Here is an 18,474-nt window from a genome sequence, read left to right as displayed (position 1 = left end):
TTCAAGCCTCGACCTCAGTCGCAGCCGGCCATTGGTCAGCGCGCGCCAGCAAAACCAAGGCTTCACGCACTTGTGTCGGCGTGTTGCAGATTGTTGGGAAGGCGAGCCAGTAGACCGCCTGGCCGATGCGCAGGTGCATCCCTTCGCTGTCGACGCCCACCAATTGCGCTGGTACACCGCGTGGCAGGCCACTGAGCTCTACATAATGGGCAATGGCATTGGCATGGTCGCTGTTCATGTGCTCGACCATGCTGGCCTCGGCCTTACCCGCAAAGGGGTTGGCAAGGGTGACCTGATCGAGCCAGTGGATAGCGCCGAAGCCACCGATGTAGCGGTGACGTACCGGCTGCAATACCCAGAAGTCGAAATCGTGAGCCTTGTGGTAATCGGCAGCATCGGGGAAATAGCGGTAATAGCGCTGGGCCGCTGCTTCGATTGCCGCTTCGTCGTTCAATTTATGCGCTTGGGCCATCACCGTCAGCCTGCCGACTGCCTGTACATCCTCAGCCTCACGCTCACCCACCAGCAGCGAGCACTTGGCATCGTTTTGCAGGTTGTGCGTGTGCTGGGCGATGCGACTGATGAGTATCAGCGGATTGCCCTGAGCATCCAGGCAGTACGGCACCACCGAACCGAACGGGTAGCCCGGCATGGACTTGGAATGGGTCGACAGCACGCCGCGGTATTCTTTGAGCAACAGCTCCCGAGCGGGGCGGATGGCGTTGGTACTCACTGAAGGCGGCTCCTGATGGCGGGGTTGATGCAACACGATAAGCATTATCCCCGCCACTGCCAATGGTGCCGCCGCTCGGCCAGGCTTACCAGGTCACGCCGAAACCTGCGGTATAACGAGTCTTGTCCAGGTTGCTCTCGCGGGTACCGGTAATGATGTCCCGCTCCGCCTTGAGGTTGAGCGACGCCCATTCGGTGACCTTGTAGCGCAGCCCTACTTCGGCATCCAGCGAGTAGTCGGCCACACCGCCCAACGGCTTGGCCAGCTCGCCATTGGTGAACAGCTGGACATTCTTGCCGATCAGGTAGCGGGTGTAGTCCCACTTCACCGCTGCCGAGTAGAAGTTGTCCTTGCCACCATCCTGGTATTCAAAGTCGGTTCGGTTGATCAGCGAGCCCAGGGAGAACGCGCCCAGTTCGTCGTCCCAGAACTGATAGCCCGGGCCAGTACCGACCGTACGCTGGCGAGCAAGGTCTTCGACGTGGTCGCGCTTGTATTCAAGACGCCCCTGCCAGAACCACTTCTCGGTCAAGAAGCGGTCAAGTGCGTACTCGGCGCTCCAGTTGTCGGTGGTGGTGACGTCGTCCTTGGTCTCGCGGTTGTACTCACCTTCGGCGTTGTGCCGCCAGCGGCCATGGCGGGCCGTGGTCTTGAAACCGATATCGTAGTCGTCGGTGTCGTTCTCGGCGCGCTTGTAGTCCAAGGCTACGTCGACATTACCCTTCCAGATCAGGTCCTCGACCATAGGCTTGGGCTTCATGATCTGCTCGATACTGGCAAGCTCTACCGTTTTTGGCGCTTCGCCATTGGCCAGGGTGACCTTGCCTGGTTCGGCAGCCTTCAGGGATTTGGCCTTTTCACCGTTATAGGCATCCTGCTTGACCAGCAACTCTTGATCGCTTTCAAGCGTTTTAACTTGCTTCCAATCCAGGGCGATGGAGCCGCCATAGGGCGTTTGCAACAGCAGCTTGCCGCCATCGAATACCTTGATCTTGCCGGAGAGGCGGTCCCCGTTCTTCATCCAAACAGTATCTGCCATCGCCGGGGTAACGCACACGGCAGCGGTCAACAAGCACAGCAGCGATCTAGAGTACATAAGCGCAATATGGGTTCGATTTGTCGAAAAAGCCGGGCATTATCCGGATGCTGGCGGTCAGAGCAAGCACAGACCCAGGAGAATGCCATTGAGTTCAACTCTCATTTGCCCTAACCACTCGTCCGGTTCATTCCAGGCCAGAGCCGTTGGGATGTCTGACGAATTCGACGTCACTTTGGCGTCCCCTGCAGCCCGACGAACGGCGTTGTATTCTGTCCTTGGCCAAGTGCCGGAGGGCAAAGTCGTGAGCTATGGCCAACTTGCCGAGCTGGCGGGGCTTGGCCGTGCGGCGCGTTGGGTGGGGCGCACACTTGGGCAGTTGCCAGCCGATAGCCGACTGCCCTGGCACCGCGTGCTTGGCGCAGGCGGGCGCCTGAGCCTGGCGCAGGGAACGCCCTCGGGGGATGAACAGCGGGCCAGACTACGCGCGGAGGGCGTCAATGTAGCCAATAATCGTGTGGATATGACGCGCCATGGCTGGCGCCCGATGGAGCACAGCGGTTAGAGTGCGCGCTTTGTTTTCGCAATTTTGAGGCAGATATTGGCCCATGCCCCGTAAAACCTGGCGCGCTGCGCTCGCTGCCTATGCCAGCCCGTCTACCTTGGTACTTTTGCTGCTCGGTTTCGCGGCTGGCCTGCCTTACATGCTGGTGTTCTCCACGCTGTCGGTGTGGCTGCGCGAAGCGGGCGTAGCCCGCGAAACCATTGGCTACGCCAGCCTGATCGGCCTGGCCTACGCCTTCAAATGGGTATGGTCACCCTTGCTCGACCAATGGCGCCTGCCATTGCTCGGCGGCTTGGGGCGGCGACGTTCGTGGCTGTTGCTGTCGCAATCGCTGATCGTGATCGGCCTGATCGGCATGAGCCTGTGCGACCCGCAACAGCACCTGTCCTGGCTCATCGCGCTGGCCGTACTGGTGGCCTTCGCCTCAGCCACCCAGGACATCGCGGTGGACGCCTATCGGCTGGAGATCGCCGACGATCAGCGCCAAGCTGCCCTGGCCGCCAGCTACATGGCCGGCTACCGGGTAGCTGCCCTGCTTGCCACAGCCGGTGCACTGTTCTTTGCAGAATGGTTCGGCTCAACTGGCTTCAGCTACCTGCACAAGGCCTGGGCGGGCACTTACGTGCTGTTCGGGGTGATGATGCTGCCGGCGCTGTTCACCACCCTGGTAATGCGTGAGCCACCGGTGCCACTGCGCACTCAGTTATCGGCCGCGCGCTATGGCTTGATGCATCAGATGGCTTCGGTATTCGTGCTGATCATCCTACTGGTGTCGGTGCCGGCCAGCTTCACACAGATGTTCAACACCGGGTGGTCGAGTGTGATCTCCGGGGACGCGACCCCCCTTGACCTGTTGCTGGAAGACCGTGCGTTCCTGCGCCTGATCCTCTATGTGCTGCTGACCTGGGCCTGCCTCTCGAGCCTCGGCCGCCGCGGCCTGGCTCCGGTGCTGACGCCGGTTCACGACTTCATCACGCGCTACCGTTGGCAGGCCTTGTTGCTGCTGGGGCTGATCGCCACCTATCGCATGTCGGACACGGTGATGGGGGTGATGGCCAACGTGTTCTACATCGACATGGGCTTCACCAAGGATGAAATCGCCAGCGTCAGCAAGGTATTCGGCCTGATCATGACCCTGGTGGGCGCCGGGGTGGGTGGCTTGCTGATCGTGCGCTTCGGCATCCTGCCCATTTTGTTCATCGGCGGTGCCGCATCGGCTGCTACCAACATTCTGTTCCTGATGCTGGCCGACATGGGACCGAATCTGGAAATGCTGGTAGTGACCATTTCGCTGGACAACTTCAGCTCCGGCCTGGCCACCTCAGCGTTCGTCGCTTACCTTTCGAGCCTCACCAACCTGAAGTTCTCGGCCACCCAATACGCGCTGCTCAGCTCGATCATGCTGCTGCTGCCACGCCTGATCGGCGGTTATTCGGGGGTGATGGTGGAAAAGTATGGTTATCATGACTTCTTCCTGATCACCGCCCTACTCGGGGTGCCCACGCTGATTCTGATCGCTCTGCACTGGTGGCAGGAGGCGGGCCGGGGAAAGCAGGTTGCGGTGAATAACTCGGCCACCGAGCAGCCTTGATCGCTTTTTGCAGGCGGTCACGCCTCTTCGCCGCAAAGCCCACTTCTACCGCCAATGCACAAGCGTTAGACACTGTGCATTGCCTGTAGAAGCGGGTTCACACGCGAAGAAGCCGGCCTAGGCAGCCAAGACTATTGAGCGACCGCCCCTTCCCCAGGCCGCCCACCCACCACGAACCAAAGCGGCCACAGTGCCAGGGCCCCTGCCAGGCCAGCGGCCAGGGCAAAGTGCAACAGGCTCGCTCCCGCCCCAATCATCGCCAGCAACGCGCCACCAAGCCCCAGCAAGGCGATGGTGATCATGCCCAACATCGCCGATACCAACCCTTTGCTCTGTTCGCTGGCGAACAGCGTCATGCGATACAGAACAGCGTTGGTCACACCCAGCCCCAACGCATACAGCGACATGCCGGCAACCACGCTGGTGACCGTCGGCCACAACCAGGTCGCCAGCACCATTACACACAGGCCGGCCAGATAGGGCGCCAGCGCCCCGCGTACAAGGCTTGCCAGCGGGTATTGGTCCGCGATGCGGTTGATGATCAAATTACCCAGGATCAACCCGCCGAAAACCGGCAATTGCCACAGTGCGTAGGCCATGGTGCTCAGCCCTTCGTCATGGATCAGCAACACCGGTGACAGGCCGATCCAGCCAATCAGCGGCAGCCCCACCAGCCCCAGCGCGGCACTGCCTGCGACGAACTTGCGGTTGCCCAGCAACTGCCCGTAACCGGCAAGCAACGGCAGCAGGTGAATCGGCGTAAAGGCCAGCCGCGAACCGTCGCGGCGCTCTACACCCAGGGTTTCCGGCATCAGCCGGTACAGTAGCAGCCAGCACACAACGGCCCCCATGGCGAAGGCTACGAACAGCCAACGCCAGTCCAGCCACTGCAGCATGAGGGTGCCGACCAGTGGACCGAGCAGTGGCGAAAGCAAAGCGATATTGGCCAGCAGCGCCATCATGCGCACCGCATCCGCTTCACTGAACGACTCGTTGAGCGCCGGGTAGCTGACGGTTACCACAAAGCCCAGGCCGATGCCCTGCAGCAGGCGCAGCAGATTGAACAGGCCGATATCGTCCACCCAGTAGGTGGCCAGGCAAGCAAAACCGAATGATGCGCAGCCAGCCAGCAACAGCGGGCGGCGGCCATAGCGGTCGGCCAGCGGGCCAATCAGCCATTGCAATACAACGCCACCGAGCAGATACAGGTTGAGCGCATGGGGGATGTATTCGGGGCTGGCATTGAGGTGCTCGACCACCACCGGCATTGCCGGCATCACGGCATCGCTGGCCAGGTAGGTGAGCAATTCGAACAGCGCCAGGGTCAGCCCGAACAGCAAGGCCCGCAGTGGCGTGATGTAGAGCAGTGGTTTCATGATGGTGTATCGGAACAGGCAAGAGGGGTCAGGCTATATGCCAGAAAAGGCCAACACATGCTGTGAACAAGTGTAAGGAGGGGGTGAAAACACCGAGGGCCGCTGCTGCGACCCCCGGCTTAGCGTCACTGTGCGGCAGTCTCCTGCACGACACGAATCACTCGCTGCGGGAACGGGATATCGATGCCTTCGGCCTTCAACCGGTCACGGGCCTGTTCGTTGAGCATGAACATCACGTCCCAGTAGTCGGAGGTTTTGGTCCACAGCCGCAGGGAAACGGTGATCGAACTGTCACCCAAGGTCGAGACGACTGCCTGAGGCGCAGGTTCTGCCAGCACACGAGGGTCCTGCGCCAGCTCCAACAGCACGTTGCGGGCCTTTTGCAGGTCGGCCTCGTAGTCCACGCCCACATCGAACACCACCTTGCGCGTGGGCTGGCGGTTGGTGTTGGTAATGATGCCATTGGACAGCGAACCGTTGGGCATGATCACCGTCTTGTTGTCACCGGTGCGCAGCACAGTGTGGAAGATCTGGATGCTGTCGACCGTACCCGCCACGCCTTGCGCTTCGATCCAGTCGCCGATGCGGAACGGGCGGAACATCAGGATCAGCACGCCACCTGCGAAGTTCGCGAGGCTGCCCTGCAAGGCCAGGCCGATCGCCAGGCCAGCGGCACCGATGGCGGCAACGAACGAGGTGGTTTCGATGCCGATCATCGACGCCACGCTGACGAACAGCAGTATCTTGAGCACGATGTTCGACAAGGTGCTGATGAAGCCTTGTAAGGCGAGGTCAGCATTACGCAAGCCGACCAATTTGCCCAGGCGTGCGCTGACCTTGTTGATGATCCACCAGCCGACCGCCAGGGTCAGCAGTGCCAGCAGCAGGCGGCTGCCATATTCCATGAGCAAGGGCACCCAGGTCTGAGTCTGGCGTACCAGATGGTCAACTTCGGCGTTCAAATCCATATTCATCTCCTGATGCCAAACGGCACGTACACAGTAAAGCGGGCGGCTGACGTCGCAGCCGCCGTGAACCCCGATGGACAACGCTGCGCCATCAGGGTTTCAGGTGCCGCGATCAATCGCGGAAGTTGTTGAACTGCAAAGGCATGTCGAATTCCTTGGTCCGCAGCAGGGCAATGGCTTCCTGCAGGTCATCACGCTTCTTGCCGGTGACGCGCACCTGCTCGCCCTGGATGGCGGCCTGGACCTTGAGCTTGCCGTCCTTGATGGTGGCGACGATCTTCTTGGCCAGGTCCTTGTCGATGCCTTCGCGGAACTTCGCTTCCTGTTTCTTTTCCTTGCCCGAGGCATATGGGTCTTTGGTTTCCAGGCACTTCACGTCGATCTTGCGCTTGACCAGCGCCAGGCGCAGGATTTCCAACATGGCTTCGAGTTGGAACTCTTCCTCGGCGGTCAGTACGACGGTCTGTTCCTTGTCCTTGAACTCGAAGCTGCCCTTGCCTTTGAGGTCATAGCGGCGGTCGAGGTCCTTGATAGCGTTATCGACGGCGTTCTGCACTTCGTGCTTGTCCAGTTCCGATACCACGTCGAACGAAGGCATGGGTTGTCTCCATAAAATGAAAGCGCGCTCAGTCTGAACATGGAGCGCGTCGGTGTAAGGGGGTTAAAATGCCAGCTCATTATAACGGGTTGCGAAACGCAGATGAGCAGCACCTGGCATATTCTCGGCGCCGGTAGCCTCGGTAGCCTCTGGGCCTGCCGGCTGGCCCGCGCAGGCAAAGCAGTCCGCCTGATCCTACGCGATGCACAGCGCCTGCAGGCCTACCAGCAGGCCGGTGGCCTGACCCTGCTCGAACAGGATCGGGCTAGCCTGTACGCCATCCCGGCCGAAACGGCCGAGTCCGGTGGCCCCATTCATCGCCTGCTGGTGGCCTGCAAGGCCTACGACGCCGCCCCCGCCATCGCTGCCCTGGCGCCGCGCCTGGTGGCAGGCGCAGACCTGGTATTGCTGCAAAATGGCCTGGGGAGCCAGGACGAAGTCGCTGAACGAGCGCCACTGGCGCGTTGCGTTTTCGCCTCCAGTACCGAAGGCGCATTTCGCGAAGACGACTGGCGAGTACGCTTTGCCGGCCACGGTTTCAACTGGCTGGGCGACCCGACCAATCCTACCCCGCCGCCATGGTTCACAGACCTTGGCGAGGCCGGCATCCCTGCTCAATGGACGCCCGACATCCTTAGTCGGCTCTGGCGTAAACTGGCGCTCAACTGTGCCATCAACCCATTGACCGTTCTGCACGACTGCCAGAACGGAGGGCTGCTCGGGCATCTGGACGAGGTCGAGGCGCTGAGCACTGAACTGGCCGCGTTGCTGCGCCACTGCGGTCAGCCACTGGCTGCCAGGGATCTTGACGAAGAGGTTCAGCGGGTAATCCTGGCAACGGCTGCCAACTACTCTTCCATGTACCAGGACGTACGCGCTGGTCGACGTACTGAAGTGCATTACTTGCTGGGGCACGTTTGCCGAGCAGCAGCGCGCCACGATATGCGCGTGCCACAGCTGGAACACCTGCATCAGCGTCTGGTCGATAACCTGCGAGCGCGTGGTTTGCCCAGCGCGTGATCTCAACCCATAGGGACATTGCCTTACCCATGAGCCTGCGCCAACGCCTGGAAAACCTCCCGGTCGGGCAAAAACTGCTGGCGGCCCTACTGGTACTGCTGGTGACTATCCTGCTGGTGGCCAATCTGGCCTTCATCAGCGCCGCGTACTGGATCACCCAGGACAGCATGGCGCCGCAGGCGTTGCAGACCATCGGCAAGCTTGTCGCCAACCCGCAGCTCTCTGCCCGCGCTGCCGACTCGAGCGAAACCGCCACTGCTTTGCTCAAAGAGCTGGACAGCTATACCCCGCTACGCGCCGCCGCGCTTTACGGCGGTGACGGCAAGATGCTGGCGCAGCTGCAGCACGGCGAGCCCATGGTCCTGCCCAAGCGCTACCGCAACATCGACGGTTGGCGCCTGATGGAGTTTCGCAGCACCCAGTTGATCCGCATTCCGCGCGATGCCAGCCCACCGGCACACCTGTTGCTGGTCGCCAGCAGTGAACTGCCCACCGCGTTCTACACCGGCACCCTCAGCGCGAGCCTTGCGATACTGGTGTTCAGCATTTTACTGTGGCTGGTCATTGCCCGGCAGATAAAACGGCTGATCACCCAGCCGATCAACCAACTCGAGGAACTGAGCCGCCAAGTCACCCGCGAGGAAAGCTATGCCCTGCGTGCCAAGCGCGGCAATGACGATGAAATCGGCAGCCTGGCCGATGCGTTCAACACCATGCTCTCACGCATCGAAGCACGCGAGCAGCAGCTCAAGCGCACCCGCGACGAGTTCCAAACCGCCTATGATCAGGCCCAGGGCCTGGCCGAAGAAACCCGCCATACCAACCGCAAGCTGGAGCTGGAAGTTCAGGTACGCAGCAAGATCGAGAAGAAGCTCACGGGGTTTCAGAACTACCTCAACAGCATCATCGACTCCATGCCTTCGGCCCTGATCGCGCTCGACGAACAGCTCTACGTCACCCAATGGAACCACGAAGCCACGGTGCTTTCCGGCACTCCCCTGGACCAGGCGCTGAACCAGCCGATCTTCATCGCGTTCGAGCCGCTCAAGCCATTCCTGCCCCAGCTCAAGGAAAGCGTCGAGAAGCACCGGGTAGCGAAAATCGAGCGGGTCACTTGGCCCAAGGACGACGACCTGCGCCACTACGCCTTGACCTTCTACCCGCTGATGGGCGGCGGCGGCCGTGGCGTGGTTATCCGCATCGACGACATCACCCAGCGCCTGTCGCTGGAAGAGATGATGGTCCAGTCGGAAAAAATGCTCTCGGTCGGCGGCCTGGCCGCCGGTATGGCTCACGAAATCAACAACCCGCTCGGCGCCATCCTGCACAACGTGCAAAACATTCGCCGGCGCCTGTCACCCGAGCTGCCGCGCAACCAAGAGCAGGCCAGCGAGCTGGGCATCGATTTGCCGAGCGTCAACCGCTACCTGGAGCACCGCGAAGTGCCGCAACTACTAGACGGCATCCAACAGGCCGGGGCGCGCGCGGCGAAGATCGTGACCCACATGCTCAGTTTCAGCCGCCGCAGCAACCGCCAACTGGTGCCATGCGAGCTACCCGCGCTGATCGACCAGGCAGTGGAAATCGCCAGCAACGACTTCGACCTGACCATTGGCTTCGATTTCAAGGGCCACGCCATCGTCCGCCAGTTCGACCCCAATCTGGGCCCGGTGCCATGCACGGCCAACGAGCTGGAGCAGGTGCTGTTGAACCTGCTCAAGAATGCTGCCCAGGCCATCCATCAGCGCCCTCAGCCATGCGAGCCAGGGCGTATCACCTTGCGTACTCGGCTCAATCCACCCTGGGCCGAGATTCAGGTCGAGGACAACGGCGTCGGCATGCCTGAAACCGTGCGTAAACGCACCTTCGAGCCATTTTTCACCACCAAGGAAATCGGCCAGGGGACCGGGCTTGGCCTATCGGTTTCGTATTTCATCATTACCAACAACCACAAGGGGCAGATGGAAGTGCATTCCTCGCCCGGCCAGGGCACCTGTTTCACCCTGCGCCTGCCCCTCGGCCAGCCCTCATCGGCGGCGCCGAACGACACGGAGGCATGACATGGGCTATCGCCTGTCGAAGATCTATACCCGTACTGGCGACCAAGGCGAAACCGGCCTGGGTGACGGCCGGCGCGTACCCAAGGACCACCCAAGGGTCGAAGCGATTGGTGAGGTGGACAGCCTCAACAGCCAGCTTGGGCTATTACTGGCCGGGCTTGCCGAGCAGGGGCTTGAAGAACTCAGCGCTGTCCTGGCGCCTTGCCAGCACCGCCTGTTCGACCTGGGGGGCGAGTTGGCGATGCCCAGCTATCAGGCCCTCGACCAGGCTGAGGTCGAACGACTGGAGGCGGCGATCGATGTGTGGAACGAAGAGTTGGGGCCCCTGAAGAACTTCATACTCCCCAGCGGTTCGGCGCTGGTGGCACAGGCCCACGTGTGCCGCAGCCTGGCGCGCAGTGCGGAGCGGCGCTGCCAGCAATTGAATGCGCTGGAGCCATTGCAGGGGGTGGGTTTGGCTTACATCAACAGGCTGTCCGATCTGCTGTTCGTGGCAGCACGGATCATCGGGCGGCGCCAAGGCATTGCCGAAGTCCTGTGGCAGCCTGCAGCAAAGCCTCAAGGCTGAGATGACTGGGGCCGCTGCGCGGCCCCGAATACTCAAGCGTCTGGCCAGAAGGCGCGGATTCCCGCCACACCCTGTGCGCCAACCTCCCACGCCTGGTCTCGCTGCGCCGGACCAACGCCGCCCAGCAGGTAAACCGGCAGGTTGAAGCCAGCAATCAACCGCTGTGCTTCATCCCAGCCCAGCGGCACAGCCTGCGGATGAGTCTGGGTCGCCTGAACCGGTGAAAGCGTAACGAAATCCACGCCCATCTGCGCAGCCAAGGCCAACTCCTCGGCGCTGTGGCAAGATGCGGCCAGCCAGCGCTCCTGGGGGAACGGGCGGCCGTTAGCTGCATACTTGCGCAGTTGCGCGGCAGTCAGGTGCCAGCCCGCTGACGGAAAGTCGCCGAGCCACTCCAACGGGCCTTTGAGCATCAGTTGCGCCTTGCCGGCGCAAAGGCCGACCGCGTCCACGGCTACATCACGGTACTTGGGGTCGTACATGTCTGGCGCGCGTAACTGAATCAAGCCAATGCCACTGGCCACGGCCTTCTGGATACCCTTAAGCAGTTGCGGCACCTCCAGGCCCTCGGGGGTAATCAGGTACTGGTCCGGTAAGCGCGCAGCGGCGACGATCGGCTTGTTGGCCTCGGGGAACGCATATTGAGGAAGGTCCCGTGGCGCAACCCAGGCCACAGGTTGGCCTTCAGCGCCGTGGGGCTCACCGGTGAACGCATCGACCTCACGGACATCCAGCAGCACCTGCTTGTCCGGGTAATCGTGGCTGACCTTGATCAACGCGCGCGAGCGGCTAACCTCGATGCCCAATTCTTCGCGCAGCTCACGAGCCAACGCCGCTTCGACGCTTTCGCCCTGCTCCACCTTGCCGCCAGGGAACTCCCAAAGGCCTCCCTGGTGCTGAGAATCGGCGCGGCGCGCAATCAGGATGCGGCCGTCACCGCCGCGAATCACCGCGGCTACTACATGAATTCGTTTCAACCTTCACACTCCGCCAGCCAGCATGCCGGCTCGATTGCTTGGGGGTTGGGGCCGCCACGCGACCCCAGGTGGATCAGGTGCGGTATTCGGCGTTGATCTTCACGTACTCGTGGGACAGGTCGGTCGTCCAGATGGTTTCGCTGCACTGGCCGCGACCCAACTCGATACGGATGGTGATCTCTTCCTGGGCCATCACAGCAGCGCCCTGCGCTTCGGTGTAGCTCGGGCTACGACCGCCTTGGCTGGCGATGCACACCTCTCCCAGGTAAACGTCGATCAGGCTGACATCCAGCGCTGGCACGCCAGCACGGCCCACCGCCGCCAGAATACGGCCCCAGTTAGGGTCGGAGGCGAACAGCGCGGTCTTGATCAGCGGCGAATGCGCTACCGCGTAACCGACATCCAGGCACTCCTGATGGTTGCCACCACCGTTGACCTGCACGGTGACGAACTTTGTGGCGCCTTCGCCATCACGCACGATGGCCTGGGCCACTTCCATGCACACTTCGAACACGGCCTTTTTCAGCGCTTCGAACAACGCACCACTGGCCTCGGTGACTTCCGGCAGGTTGGCCTTGCCGGTGGCGATCAGCATGCAGCAATCGTTGGTCGAGGTGTCGCCATCGATGGTGATGCGGTTGAACGACTTGTTGGCGCCATCGAGCATCAAATCCTTGAGCACCGCCGGGGCGACCTTGGCGTCGGTAGCGATGTAGCCGAGCATGGTGGCCATGTTCGGACGGATCATGCCAGCGCCTTTGCTGATACCGGTGACGGTGACGGTAACGCCCTCGTGCTGGAATTGACGACTGGCCCCTTTGGGCAGGGTATCGGTGGTCATGATGCCGGTAGCGGCTTCTGCCCAGTTGTTCTCCGACAGATCGTCCAGGGCCGCCTGAAGTGCGCCTTCGATCTTCTCGACCGGCAATGGCTCACCGATTACACCGGTGGAGAATGGCAATACCGATTCGGCCGGCACCCCAGCCAGCTCGGCCAGCTTGGCACAGGTACGCTCGGCAGCTGCCAGGCCCGGTGCGCCGGTACCGGCGTTGGCATTGCCGGTGTTGGTCAGCAGGTAGCGCACAGTGCCTTGTACGCGTTGCTTGGACAAGATCACCGGCGCGGCGCAGAAGGCGTTGAGGGTGAACACGCCAGCCACGCTGGAGCCTTCGGCACAGCGCATGACCACCACATCCTTGCGCCCAGGGCGCTTGATGCCGGCAGAAGCGATGCCGAGTTCAAAACCCGGAACCGGGTGCAGGGTGGGCAAGGGACCAAGACCAACAGCCATTAGAGCGCTCCTAGAAAACGGTGAATATGGAAAAAGGGGGCCGCAATGCGGCCCCCAGGGTTGTCACGATAAAGCAATCAGGTCAGGTCACTCGATCTGACCATGGCAATGCTTGAACTTCTTGCCCGAACCACACCAGCACGGCTCGTTGCGGCCCAGCTTGAGGTCATTACGCACCGGGGCAGCAGCGACCGCAACCTCGGCGCCCTCCTCGGCCAACTGATCATTTTCAAGGCCTGGTGCCTCGGCGTGCTGGAACTGCATGCGGCTGGCCAGTTCTTCGGCTTCGCGACGCAGGCGTGCCTCTTCTTCGACAGGGTCTTCGCGGCGCACCTGAACATGTGACAGCACACGGATGGTGTCGCGCTTGATCGACTCGAGCAGTTCCTGGAACAGGGTAAACGACTCGCGCTTGTACTCTTGCTTCGGGTTCTTCTGGGCATAGCCACGCAGGTGAATACCGTGACGCAGGTGGTCCATGGTCGACAGGTGGTCTTTCCACAGATCGTCGAGCACACGCAACAGGATCTGCTTCTCGAAGGTACGCAGGGCATCGAGGCCGGCCTGGTCTTCCTTCTCGGTGTACGCCGTGGTGATTTCGTGCAGCAGCTTATCGCGCAGGGTTTCTTCGTAGAGACGATCGTCCTCGTCCAACCACTGCTGAATCGGCAGTTTGATGGCGAAGTCGCTGGCCAGCGACGCTTCCAGGCCGGCTACATCCCACTGCTCAGGCAGCGACTGCGGCGGGATATGCTGGCTGATGGTGGCGTCCAGAACTTCCTTGCGGAACTCGACGATGGTGTCGCCGATGTTTTCCGCCGCCAAAAGGCTGTTGCGCATGTGGTAGATCACCTTGCGCTGTTCGTTGGCCACGTCATCGTATTCGAGCAGCTGTTTGCGAATGTCGAAGTTGCGGCCCTCGACCTTGCGCTGGGCTTTTTCGATGGCGTTGGTGACCATGCGGTGCTCGATGGCCTCGCCGGACTGCATACCCAACGCCTTCATGAAGTTCTTCACCCGGTCAGAGGCGAAGATGCGCATCAGGCTGTCTTCCAGCGACAGGTAGAAGCGGCTGGAACCCGGGTCGCCCTGACGGCCAGAACGGCCCCGCAGCTGGTTGTCGATACGGCGCGATTCATGGCGCTCGGAGGCGATCACATGCAGGCCACCGGCTTGAATGACCTGCTGGTGACGCTTCTGCCAGTCGGCCTTGATCTGAGCAATCTGCTCGGGGGTCGGGTTATCCAGGGCAGCCACTTCGGCTTCCCAGTTACCGCCCAGCAGAATGTCGGTACCACGGCCAGCCATGTTGGTAGCGATGGTCAGCGCACCCGGAGCACCGGCTTGAGCGATGATCTCGGCTTCCTTCTCGTGGTACTTGGCGTTCAGTACCTTGTGGTCGATCCCTTCCTTCTTCAGCAGGTTCGACATGTGCTCGGACGTTTCGATGGTGGCAGTACCCACCAGGATCGGACGGCCCTGGGTCATGCTCTCTTTGATGTCAGCGATGATCGCGGCGTACTTCTCGTCGGCGGTCAGGTACACCAGGTCGTTGAAGTCCTTACGCGCGAGCGGCTTGTTCGGCGGAATGACCATCACGTTGAGCGAGTAGATCTGGGCGAACTCGAAAGCCTCGGTGTCTGCGGTACCGGTCATACCGGACAGCTTGCTGTACAGGCGGAAGTAGTTCTGGAAGGTGGTCGAAGCCAAGGTCTGGCTTTCGGCCTGAATATTCAGGTTTTCCTTCGCTTCGATGGCTTGGTGCAGGCCCTCGGACAAACGACGGCCCGGCATGGTGCGACCCGTGTGTTCATCGATCAGCAGCACCTGGCCGTCTTGAACGATGTACTCGACGTTGCGGTGGAACAGCTTGTGCGCACGCAGGCCGGCGTAGACATGGGTCAGCAGGCCCAGGTTGTGGGCCGAGTAGAGGCTTTCGCCCTCGGCCAGCAGGCCGGCCTGGGTCAGCATCTCTTCGATGTACTGGTGACCGGCTTCGTTGAGTTCGACCTGGCGGCTCTTCTCATCGATGGTGTAATGGCCTTCCTGGGTGACCTGGCCTTCGACTTCTTCGATGTGCTGGGTCAGGCGCGGGATCAGGCGGTTGATCTCGATATACAGCTTGGAGCTGTCTTCGGCCTGGCCGGAGATGATCAGCGGGGTGCGCGCTTCGTCGATGAGGATCGAGTCGACTTCGTCGATGACCGCGAAGTTGAGGTCGCGCTGGAACTTCTCTTCCTGGCTGAACGCCATGTTGTCGCGCAGGTAGTCGAAGCCGAATTCGTTGTTGGTGCCGTAGGTGATGTCGGCAGCGTAGGCTGCGCGCTTTTCTTCAGGCGGCTGGAAGGCTGAAACGATGCCCACGGACAGGCCGAGGAATTCGTACAGGGGGCGCATCCAGTTGGCGTCTCGGCGAGCCAGGTAGTCGTTCACAGTGACCACGTGCACGCCCTTGCCAGACAAGGCGTTGAGGTAAACGGCCAAGGTACCGACCAAGGTCTTGCCTTCACCGGTACGCATTTCTGCGATCATGCCCTCGTGCAGGGTCATGCCGCCGATCAGCTGCACGTCGAAGTGGCGCATGCCCATCACACGCTTACCAGCCTCACGGGCGACAGCGAAGGCTTCAGGCAGCAATTGGTCCAGCGTCTCGCCTTTGGCCAGGCGCTCCTTGAACTCTGCGGTCTTGGCGCGCAGCTGCTCGTCGGAGAGGGCCACCATTTTCTCTTCGAAGGCATTGACGATCGTTACCGTCTTGAGCATGCGTTTGACTTCACGCTCGTTCTTGCTTCCAAAAAGTTTTTTTAACAAAGGCGCAAACATATCGGCAGGATCTTCCACACGTAGGGATGGAGGGCGGCCCCATGAGTCGCCCGTGCAGCCCTGAGGCCGCATGCGAACGAGCATTCTACCCGGAAACGATGGTGAGGAAAGTGGTCGATTGCCACGATGCTGGCACAGCGCTTAGGCGGGGGCTTTTCTAAGATAGGGGCATTTTCCCTGAGTTCAACCCGCAGGTTGATGAAACGTGTCAATAAGGCCAGCACCGACCATGGGGATGTTAGACTGGCGATCTTGTAACTTGATGCAAACCACCATGGCTTTCAAACCCACACCCGCCCAGCCGCCTGCCGCACTGCTACGTCAGAACCGCCCGTTACGCCTGTTGCTGAACCAGGCTGAGCGTCTGGAGCACCTGCAGCGCTTGCTGGAAAGCCAGTTGCAGCCGGCTGCAAGGGAGCATTGCCATGTGGCCTCATGGCGTGATGGCACGCTGCTGCTGGTGGTGACCGATGGCCATTGGGCGACTCGTCTGCGCTACCAGCAGAAGCGCTTGCAGCGCCAGTTACAAACCTTGGAAGCGTTCGGCAACTTGCAACGCATCCTGTACAAGGTTCAGCCACCGTTGGTACCTGCCAAGCGCGGCGGCAACACGACCGAGCTGTCGAACAGCGCCGCCGACAGCATCCGCGATTCCGCTGAAGGCATCGCCGACCCCAAGTTGCGCGCTGCTCTGCAACGGCTGGCGGCACATGCGAAGGGTAAGGGCTAGGGGCGCTTGCCTTGGGTATTATGCTGGCGCTCGATATCCGCACCCGCGCACAACCCCAGACAAACACCATAAAAAAGGCCACCCGAAGGTGGCCTTGATGACACTAGAGAGAGTGTTCGAACTTACACTGCCGCAACAGGGCGCATGTAGGAGATCGGTGCCGTACTGGCATCTTCGAATGTAACCACTTCCCAGGCATCGGTTTCTTCGATGAGCTTACGCAGCAGCTGGTTGTTCAGCGCGTGGCCGGACTTGTAGCCCTTGAACTCGCCGATCAGGCTGTTGCCCAGCAGGTAAAGGTCGCCAATGGCGTCGAGGATCTTGTGCTTGACGAATTCGTCATCCGAACGAAGGCCGTCTTCGTTGAGCACACCGGTCTCGTCGACCACGATGGCGTTCTCGACACTGCCACCGAGCGCAAGGTTGTGCTTGCGCAGGTACTCGATGTCACGCATGAAGCCGAAAGTACGGGCGCGGCTGACTTCCTTCACGAAGGACGTGCTGGAAAAGTCGACGACCGCACTCTGGGTCTGGCCCTTGAGGACCGGGTGATCGAAGTCGATCTCGAAGCTCACCTTGAACCCGTCAAATGGCAGGAAGGTGGCGCTCTTGTCGCCCTCCACCACTGTCACTTCACGCAGGATACGGATGAACTTCTTGGCTGCGTCCTGTTCTTCCAGGCCGGCAGACTGAATCAGGAATACGAAGGGACCGGCGCTGCCATCCATGATCGGTACTTCCGAGGCGGAGAGCTCGACGTAGGCGTTATCGATGCCCAGGCCCGCCATGGCGGAGAGCAGGTGCTCGACCGTATCGACCTTGACGTCACCGTTGACCAGCGTGGTGGACATGGTGGTCTCACCGACGTTGGCCGCACGCGCCGGGATCTCGACAACTGGGTCGAGGTCGGCGCGACGGAAGACGATGCCGGTGTCGACAGGCGCAGGCTTGAGGGTCAGGTAGACCTTCTCCCCGGAGTGCAGGCCGACGCCCGTGGCACGGATGGTATTCTTCAGGGTGCGTTGTCTAATCATGGCATTGGCCGCTTCAGCGCAAATAATGCGAACAGGTATCAACAAAGGCTGGGGATGATAACAGACCCTGCCTTTGCTGAACACCAATCACCCTTATACCCCTGATAAATTCCATCAATCGGCCTGACGACGCAGGAAGGCTGGGATATCGAGGTAGTCCAGGTCATCCTGAGGGTTGAGTTTAGCCGCCGCCGCAGCGCCTGCGTGGGCCTGGTTGCGCATCACGGTCGGGCGCTCCAAGTCACGGTAGTTCACCGCTGGTTGCTCTGGACGCACTGGCGCCGGGTTGGACGCTTCGTACGCTTGCTGAGCGGTTTGCAGGGTGTTGTCGACCACTTTCACCGGTTTCTCGATGCGTGCGCCGAGGCCGGTCGCGACTACGGTGACATGCAGCTCATCGCGCATATCAGGGTCGATCACGGTGCCGACTTTGACCATGGCATGGTCGGAGGCGAAGGCTTCGATGATGCTACCGACGTCGGAGTACTCACCCAGCGAAAGGTCAGGGCCTGCGGTGATGTTCACCAGAATGCCGCGGGCACCCTGCAGGTTGACGTCTTCGAGCAGCGGGTTGCGAATGGCCGCTTCGGTGGCTTCGCGAGCACGGTTCGGGCCGCTGGCGCAACCAGTACCCATCATCGCCATGCCCATTTCACCCATGACGGTGCGTACGTCGGCAAAGTCGACGTTGATCATGCCTGGGCGCTTGATGATGTCGGAGATACCGCGAACGGCCCCGGCCAGTACATCGTCGGCCTTGGCGAAGGCGGACAGCAGGCTGGCGTCCTTGCCCAGGATGGTCAGCAGCTTCTCGTTAGGGATGGTGATGAGCGAGTCGACGCTCTCAGCCAGCATGCGGATGCCTTCATCGGCGATCTGCATACGTTTGCGACCTTCGAACGGGAACGGACGGGTCACCACTGCAACGGTGAGAATGCCCATTTCCTTGGCCACTTCAGCGATGATCGGCGCCGCACCGGTACCGGTACCGCCACCCATGCCGGTGGTGATGAACACCATGTTGGTGCCCTGCAGCACCTCGGCAATGCGCTCACGGTCCTCGAGTGCAGCCTGACGGCCGACCTCAGGATTGGCACCGGCACC

The 18,474-nt window shown here is 61.2% G+C and carries 16 protein-coding genes; 6 read left to right on the top strand and 10 right to left on the bottom strand.

Going from position 1 to position 18,474, the window contains the following annotated elements; all coding sequences use genetic code 11:
• Position 1 precedes the first annotated feature (1 nt).
• Both J5M56_RS21440 and J5M56_RS21435 read right to left on the bottom strand, forming a co-directional pair.
• Positions 2-733 carry a DUF2470 domain-containing protein gene (locus J5M56_RS21440; protein ID WP_060478112.1) on the bottom strand — a complete coding sequence of 244 codons (732 nt, stop codon included), beginning with the start codon at positions 731-733 and terminating at the stop codon, positions 2-4.
• An 85-nt stretch (positions 734-818) separates the two neighbouring features.
• Positions 819-1,829 (bottom strand): DUF481 domain-containing protein, encoded by a 1,011-nt coding sequence (locus J5M56_RS21435; protein WP_186477500.1) that lies wholly within the window; start codon positions 1,827-1,829, stop codon positions 819-821.
• A gap of 151 nt (positions 1,830-1,980) precedes the next feature.
• Here J5M56_RS21435 and J5M56_RS21430 point away from each other — a divergent pair, with 151 nt between their 5' ends.
• Both J5M56_RS21430 and J5M56_RS21425 read left to right on the top strand, forming a co-directional pair.
• On the top strand, positions 1,981-2,334 hold the full coding sequence (locus J5M56_RS21430) for an MGMT family protein (RefSeq protein WP_186477499.1): 354 nt from the start codon (positions 1,981-1,983) through the stop codon (positions 2,332-2,334).
• A 43-nt stretch (positions 2,335-2,377) separates the two neighbouring features.
• A complete protein-coding gene (locus J5M56_RS21425; protein ID WP_186477498.1) occupies positions 2,378-3,925 on the top strand; it encodes an AmpG family muropeptide MFS transporter in 1,548 nt (515 codons plus the stop codon).
• Positions 3,926-4,056: 131 nt separating this feature from the next.
• Here the strand turns inward: J5M56_RS21425 and J5M56_RS21420 are convergent, their stop codons facing one another.
• The 3 genes from J5M56_RS21420 to J5M56_RS21410 all read right to left on the bottom strand — a co-directional run bounded on the left by J5M56_RS21420 (position 4,057) and on the right by J5M56_RS21410 (position 6,867).
• Positions 4,057-5,301 carry an MFS transporter gene (locus J5M56_RS21420; protein ID WP_207937739.1) on the bottom strand — a complete coding sequence of 415 codons (1,245 nt, stop codon included), beginning with the start codon at positions 5,299-5,301 and terminating at the stop codon, positions 4,057-4,059.
• A 125-nt stretch (positions 5,302-5,426) separates the two neighbouring features.
• The gene (locus J5M56_RS21415; protein ID WP_186477496.1) at positions 5,427-6,269 is read right to left on the bottom strand and encodes a mechanosensitive ion channel family protein; all 843 of its coding nucleotides are present in this window, start codon (positions 6,267-6,269) and stop codon (positions 5,427-5,429) included.
• Between the two features lie 112 nt (positions 6,270-6,381).
• Positions 6,382-6,867: a YajQ family cyclic di-GMP-binding protein gene (locus tag J5M56_RS21410; protein WP_054884610.1), complete on the bottom strand. Its 486-nt coding sequence runs from the start codon at positions 6,865-6,867 to the stop codon at positions 6,382-6,384.
• A gap of 102 nt (positions 6,868-6,969) precedes the next feature.
• Between J5M56_RS21410 and J5M56_RS21405 the strand changes: the two genes are divergently transcribed.
• Genes J5M56_RS21405 through J5M56_RS21395 form a run of 3 tightly spaced genes read left to right on the top strand, consistent with a single transcriptional unit; the run spans position 6,970 to position 10,515 of the window.
• On the top strand, positions 6,970-7,887 hold the full coding sequence (locus tag J5M56_RS21405; RefSeq protein WP_207937738.1) for a putative 2-dehydropantoate 2-reductase: 918 nt from the start codon (positions 6,970-6,972) through the stop codon (positions 7,885-7,887).
• A 29-nt stretch (positions 7,888-7,916) separates the two neighbouring features.
• Positions 7,917-9,947 carry an ATP-binding protein gene (locus J5M56_RS21400; RefSeq protein ID WP_207937737.1) on the top strand — a complete coding sequence of 677 codons (2,031 nt, stop codon included), beginning with the start codon at positions 7,917-7,919 and terminating at the stop codon, positions 9,945-9,947.
• 1 nt (position 9,948) lies between these two features.
• Positions 9,949-10,515 (top strand): cob(I)yrinic acid a,c-diamide adenosyltransferase, encoded by a 567-nt coding sequence (locus J5M56_RS21395; protein WP_186477493.1) that lies wholly within the window; start codon positions 9,949-9,951, stop codon positions 10,513-10,515.
• 32 nt (positions 10,516-10,547) lie between these two features.
• Here the strand turns inward: J5M56_RS21395 and J5M56_RS21390 are convergent, their stop codons facing one another.
• From J5M56_RS21390 to secA, 3 genes are all read right to left on the bottom strand, one after another.
• Positions 10,548-11,492, bottom strand: coding sequence for a Nudix family hydrolase (locus tag J5M56_RS21390; protein ID WP_207937736.1), 945 nt, complete (start codon positions 11,490-11,492; stop codon positions 10,548-10,550).
• Positions 11,493-11,565: 73 nt separating this feature from the next.
• Positions 11,566-12,783 (bottom strand): bifunctional glutamate N-acetyltransferase/amino-acid acetyltransferase ArgJ, encoded by a 1,218-nt coding sequence (gene argJ, locus J5M56_RS21385; protein ID WP_060478122.1) that lies wholly within the window; start codon positions 12,781-12,783, stop codon positions 11,566-11,568.
• Between the two features lie 87 nt (positions 12,784-12,870).
• Complete coding sequence (gene secA / locus J5M56_RS21380; RefSeq protein WP_186477490.1) at positions 12,871-15,606, bottom strand: preprotein translocase subunit SecA; 2,736 nt, start codon at positions 15,604-15,606, stop codon at positions 12,871-12,873.
• A gap of 274 nt (positions 15,607-15,880) precedes the next feature.
• On the opposite strand from secA, the gene J5M56_RS21375 reads away from it, so the two are divergent.
• On the top strand, positions 15,881-16,336 hold the full coding sequence (locus tag J5M56_RS21375) for a DciA family protein (RefSeq protein ID WP_207937735.1): 456 nt from the start codon (positions 15,881-15,883) through the stop codon (positions 16,334-16,336).
• Positions 16,337-16,458: 122 nt separating this feature from the next.
• Here J5M56_RS21375 and lpxC read toward each other — a convergent pair whose 3' ends face one another.
• Positions 16,459-17,370 (bottom strand): UDP-3-O-acyl-N-acetylglucosamine deacetylase, encoded by a 912-nt coding sequence (gene lpxC, locus J5M56_RS21370; protein WP_027917990.1) that lies wholly within the window; start codon positions 17,368-17,370, stop codon positions 16,459-16,461.
• 114 nt (positions 17,371-17,484) lie between these two features.
• A partial coding sequence (ftsZ, locus tag J5M56_RS21365; protein ID WP_207937734.1) for a cell division protein FtsZ occupies positions 17,485-18,474 on the bottom strand: 990 nt, incomplete at its 5' end.

The organism is Pseudomonas sp. 51_B, from assembly GCF_017491595.1.
In the GTDB taxonomy this organism is placed as follows: Bacteria; Pseudomonadota; Gammaproteobacteria; order Pseudomonadales; family Pseudomonadaceae; genus Aquipseudomonas; species Aquipseudomonas promysalinigenes.
Note: the sequence above shows the minus strand (reverse complement) of the source record. Positions and strands in the feature narration are given on the sequence as shown.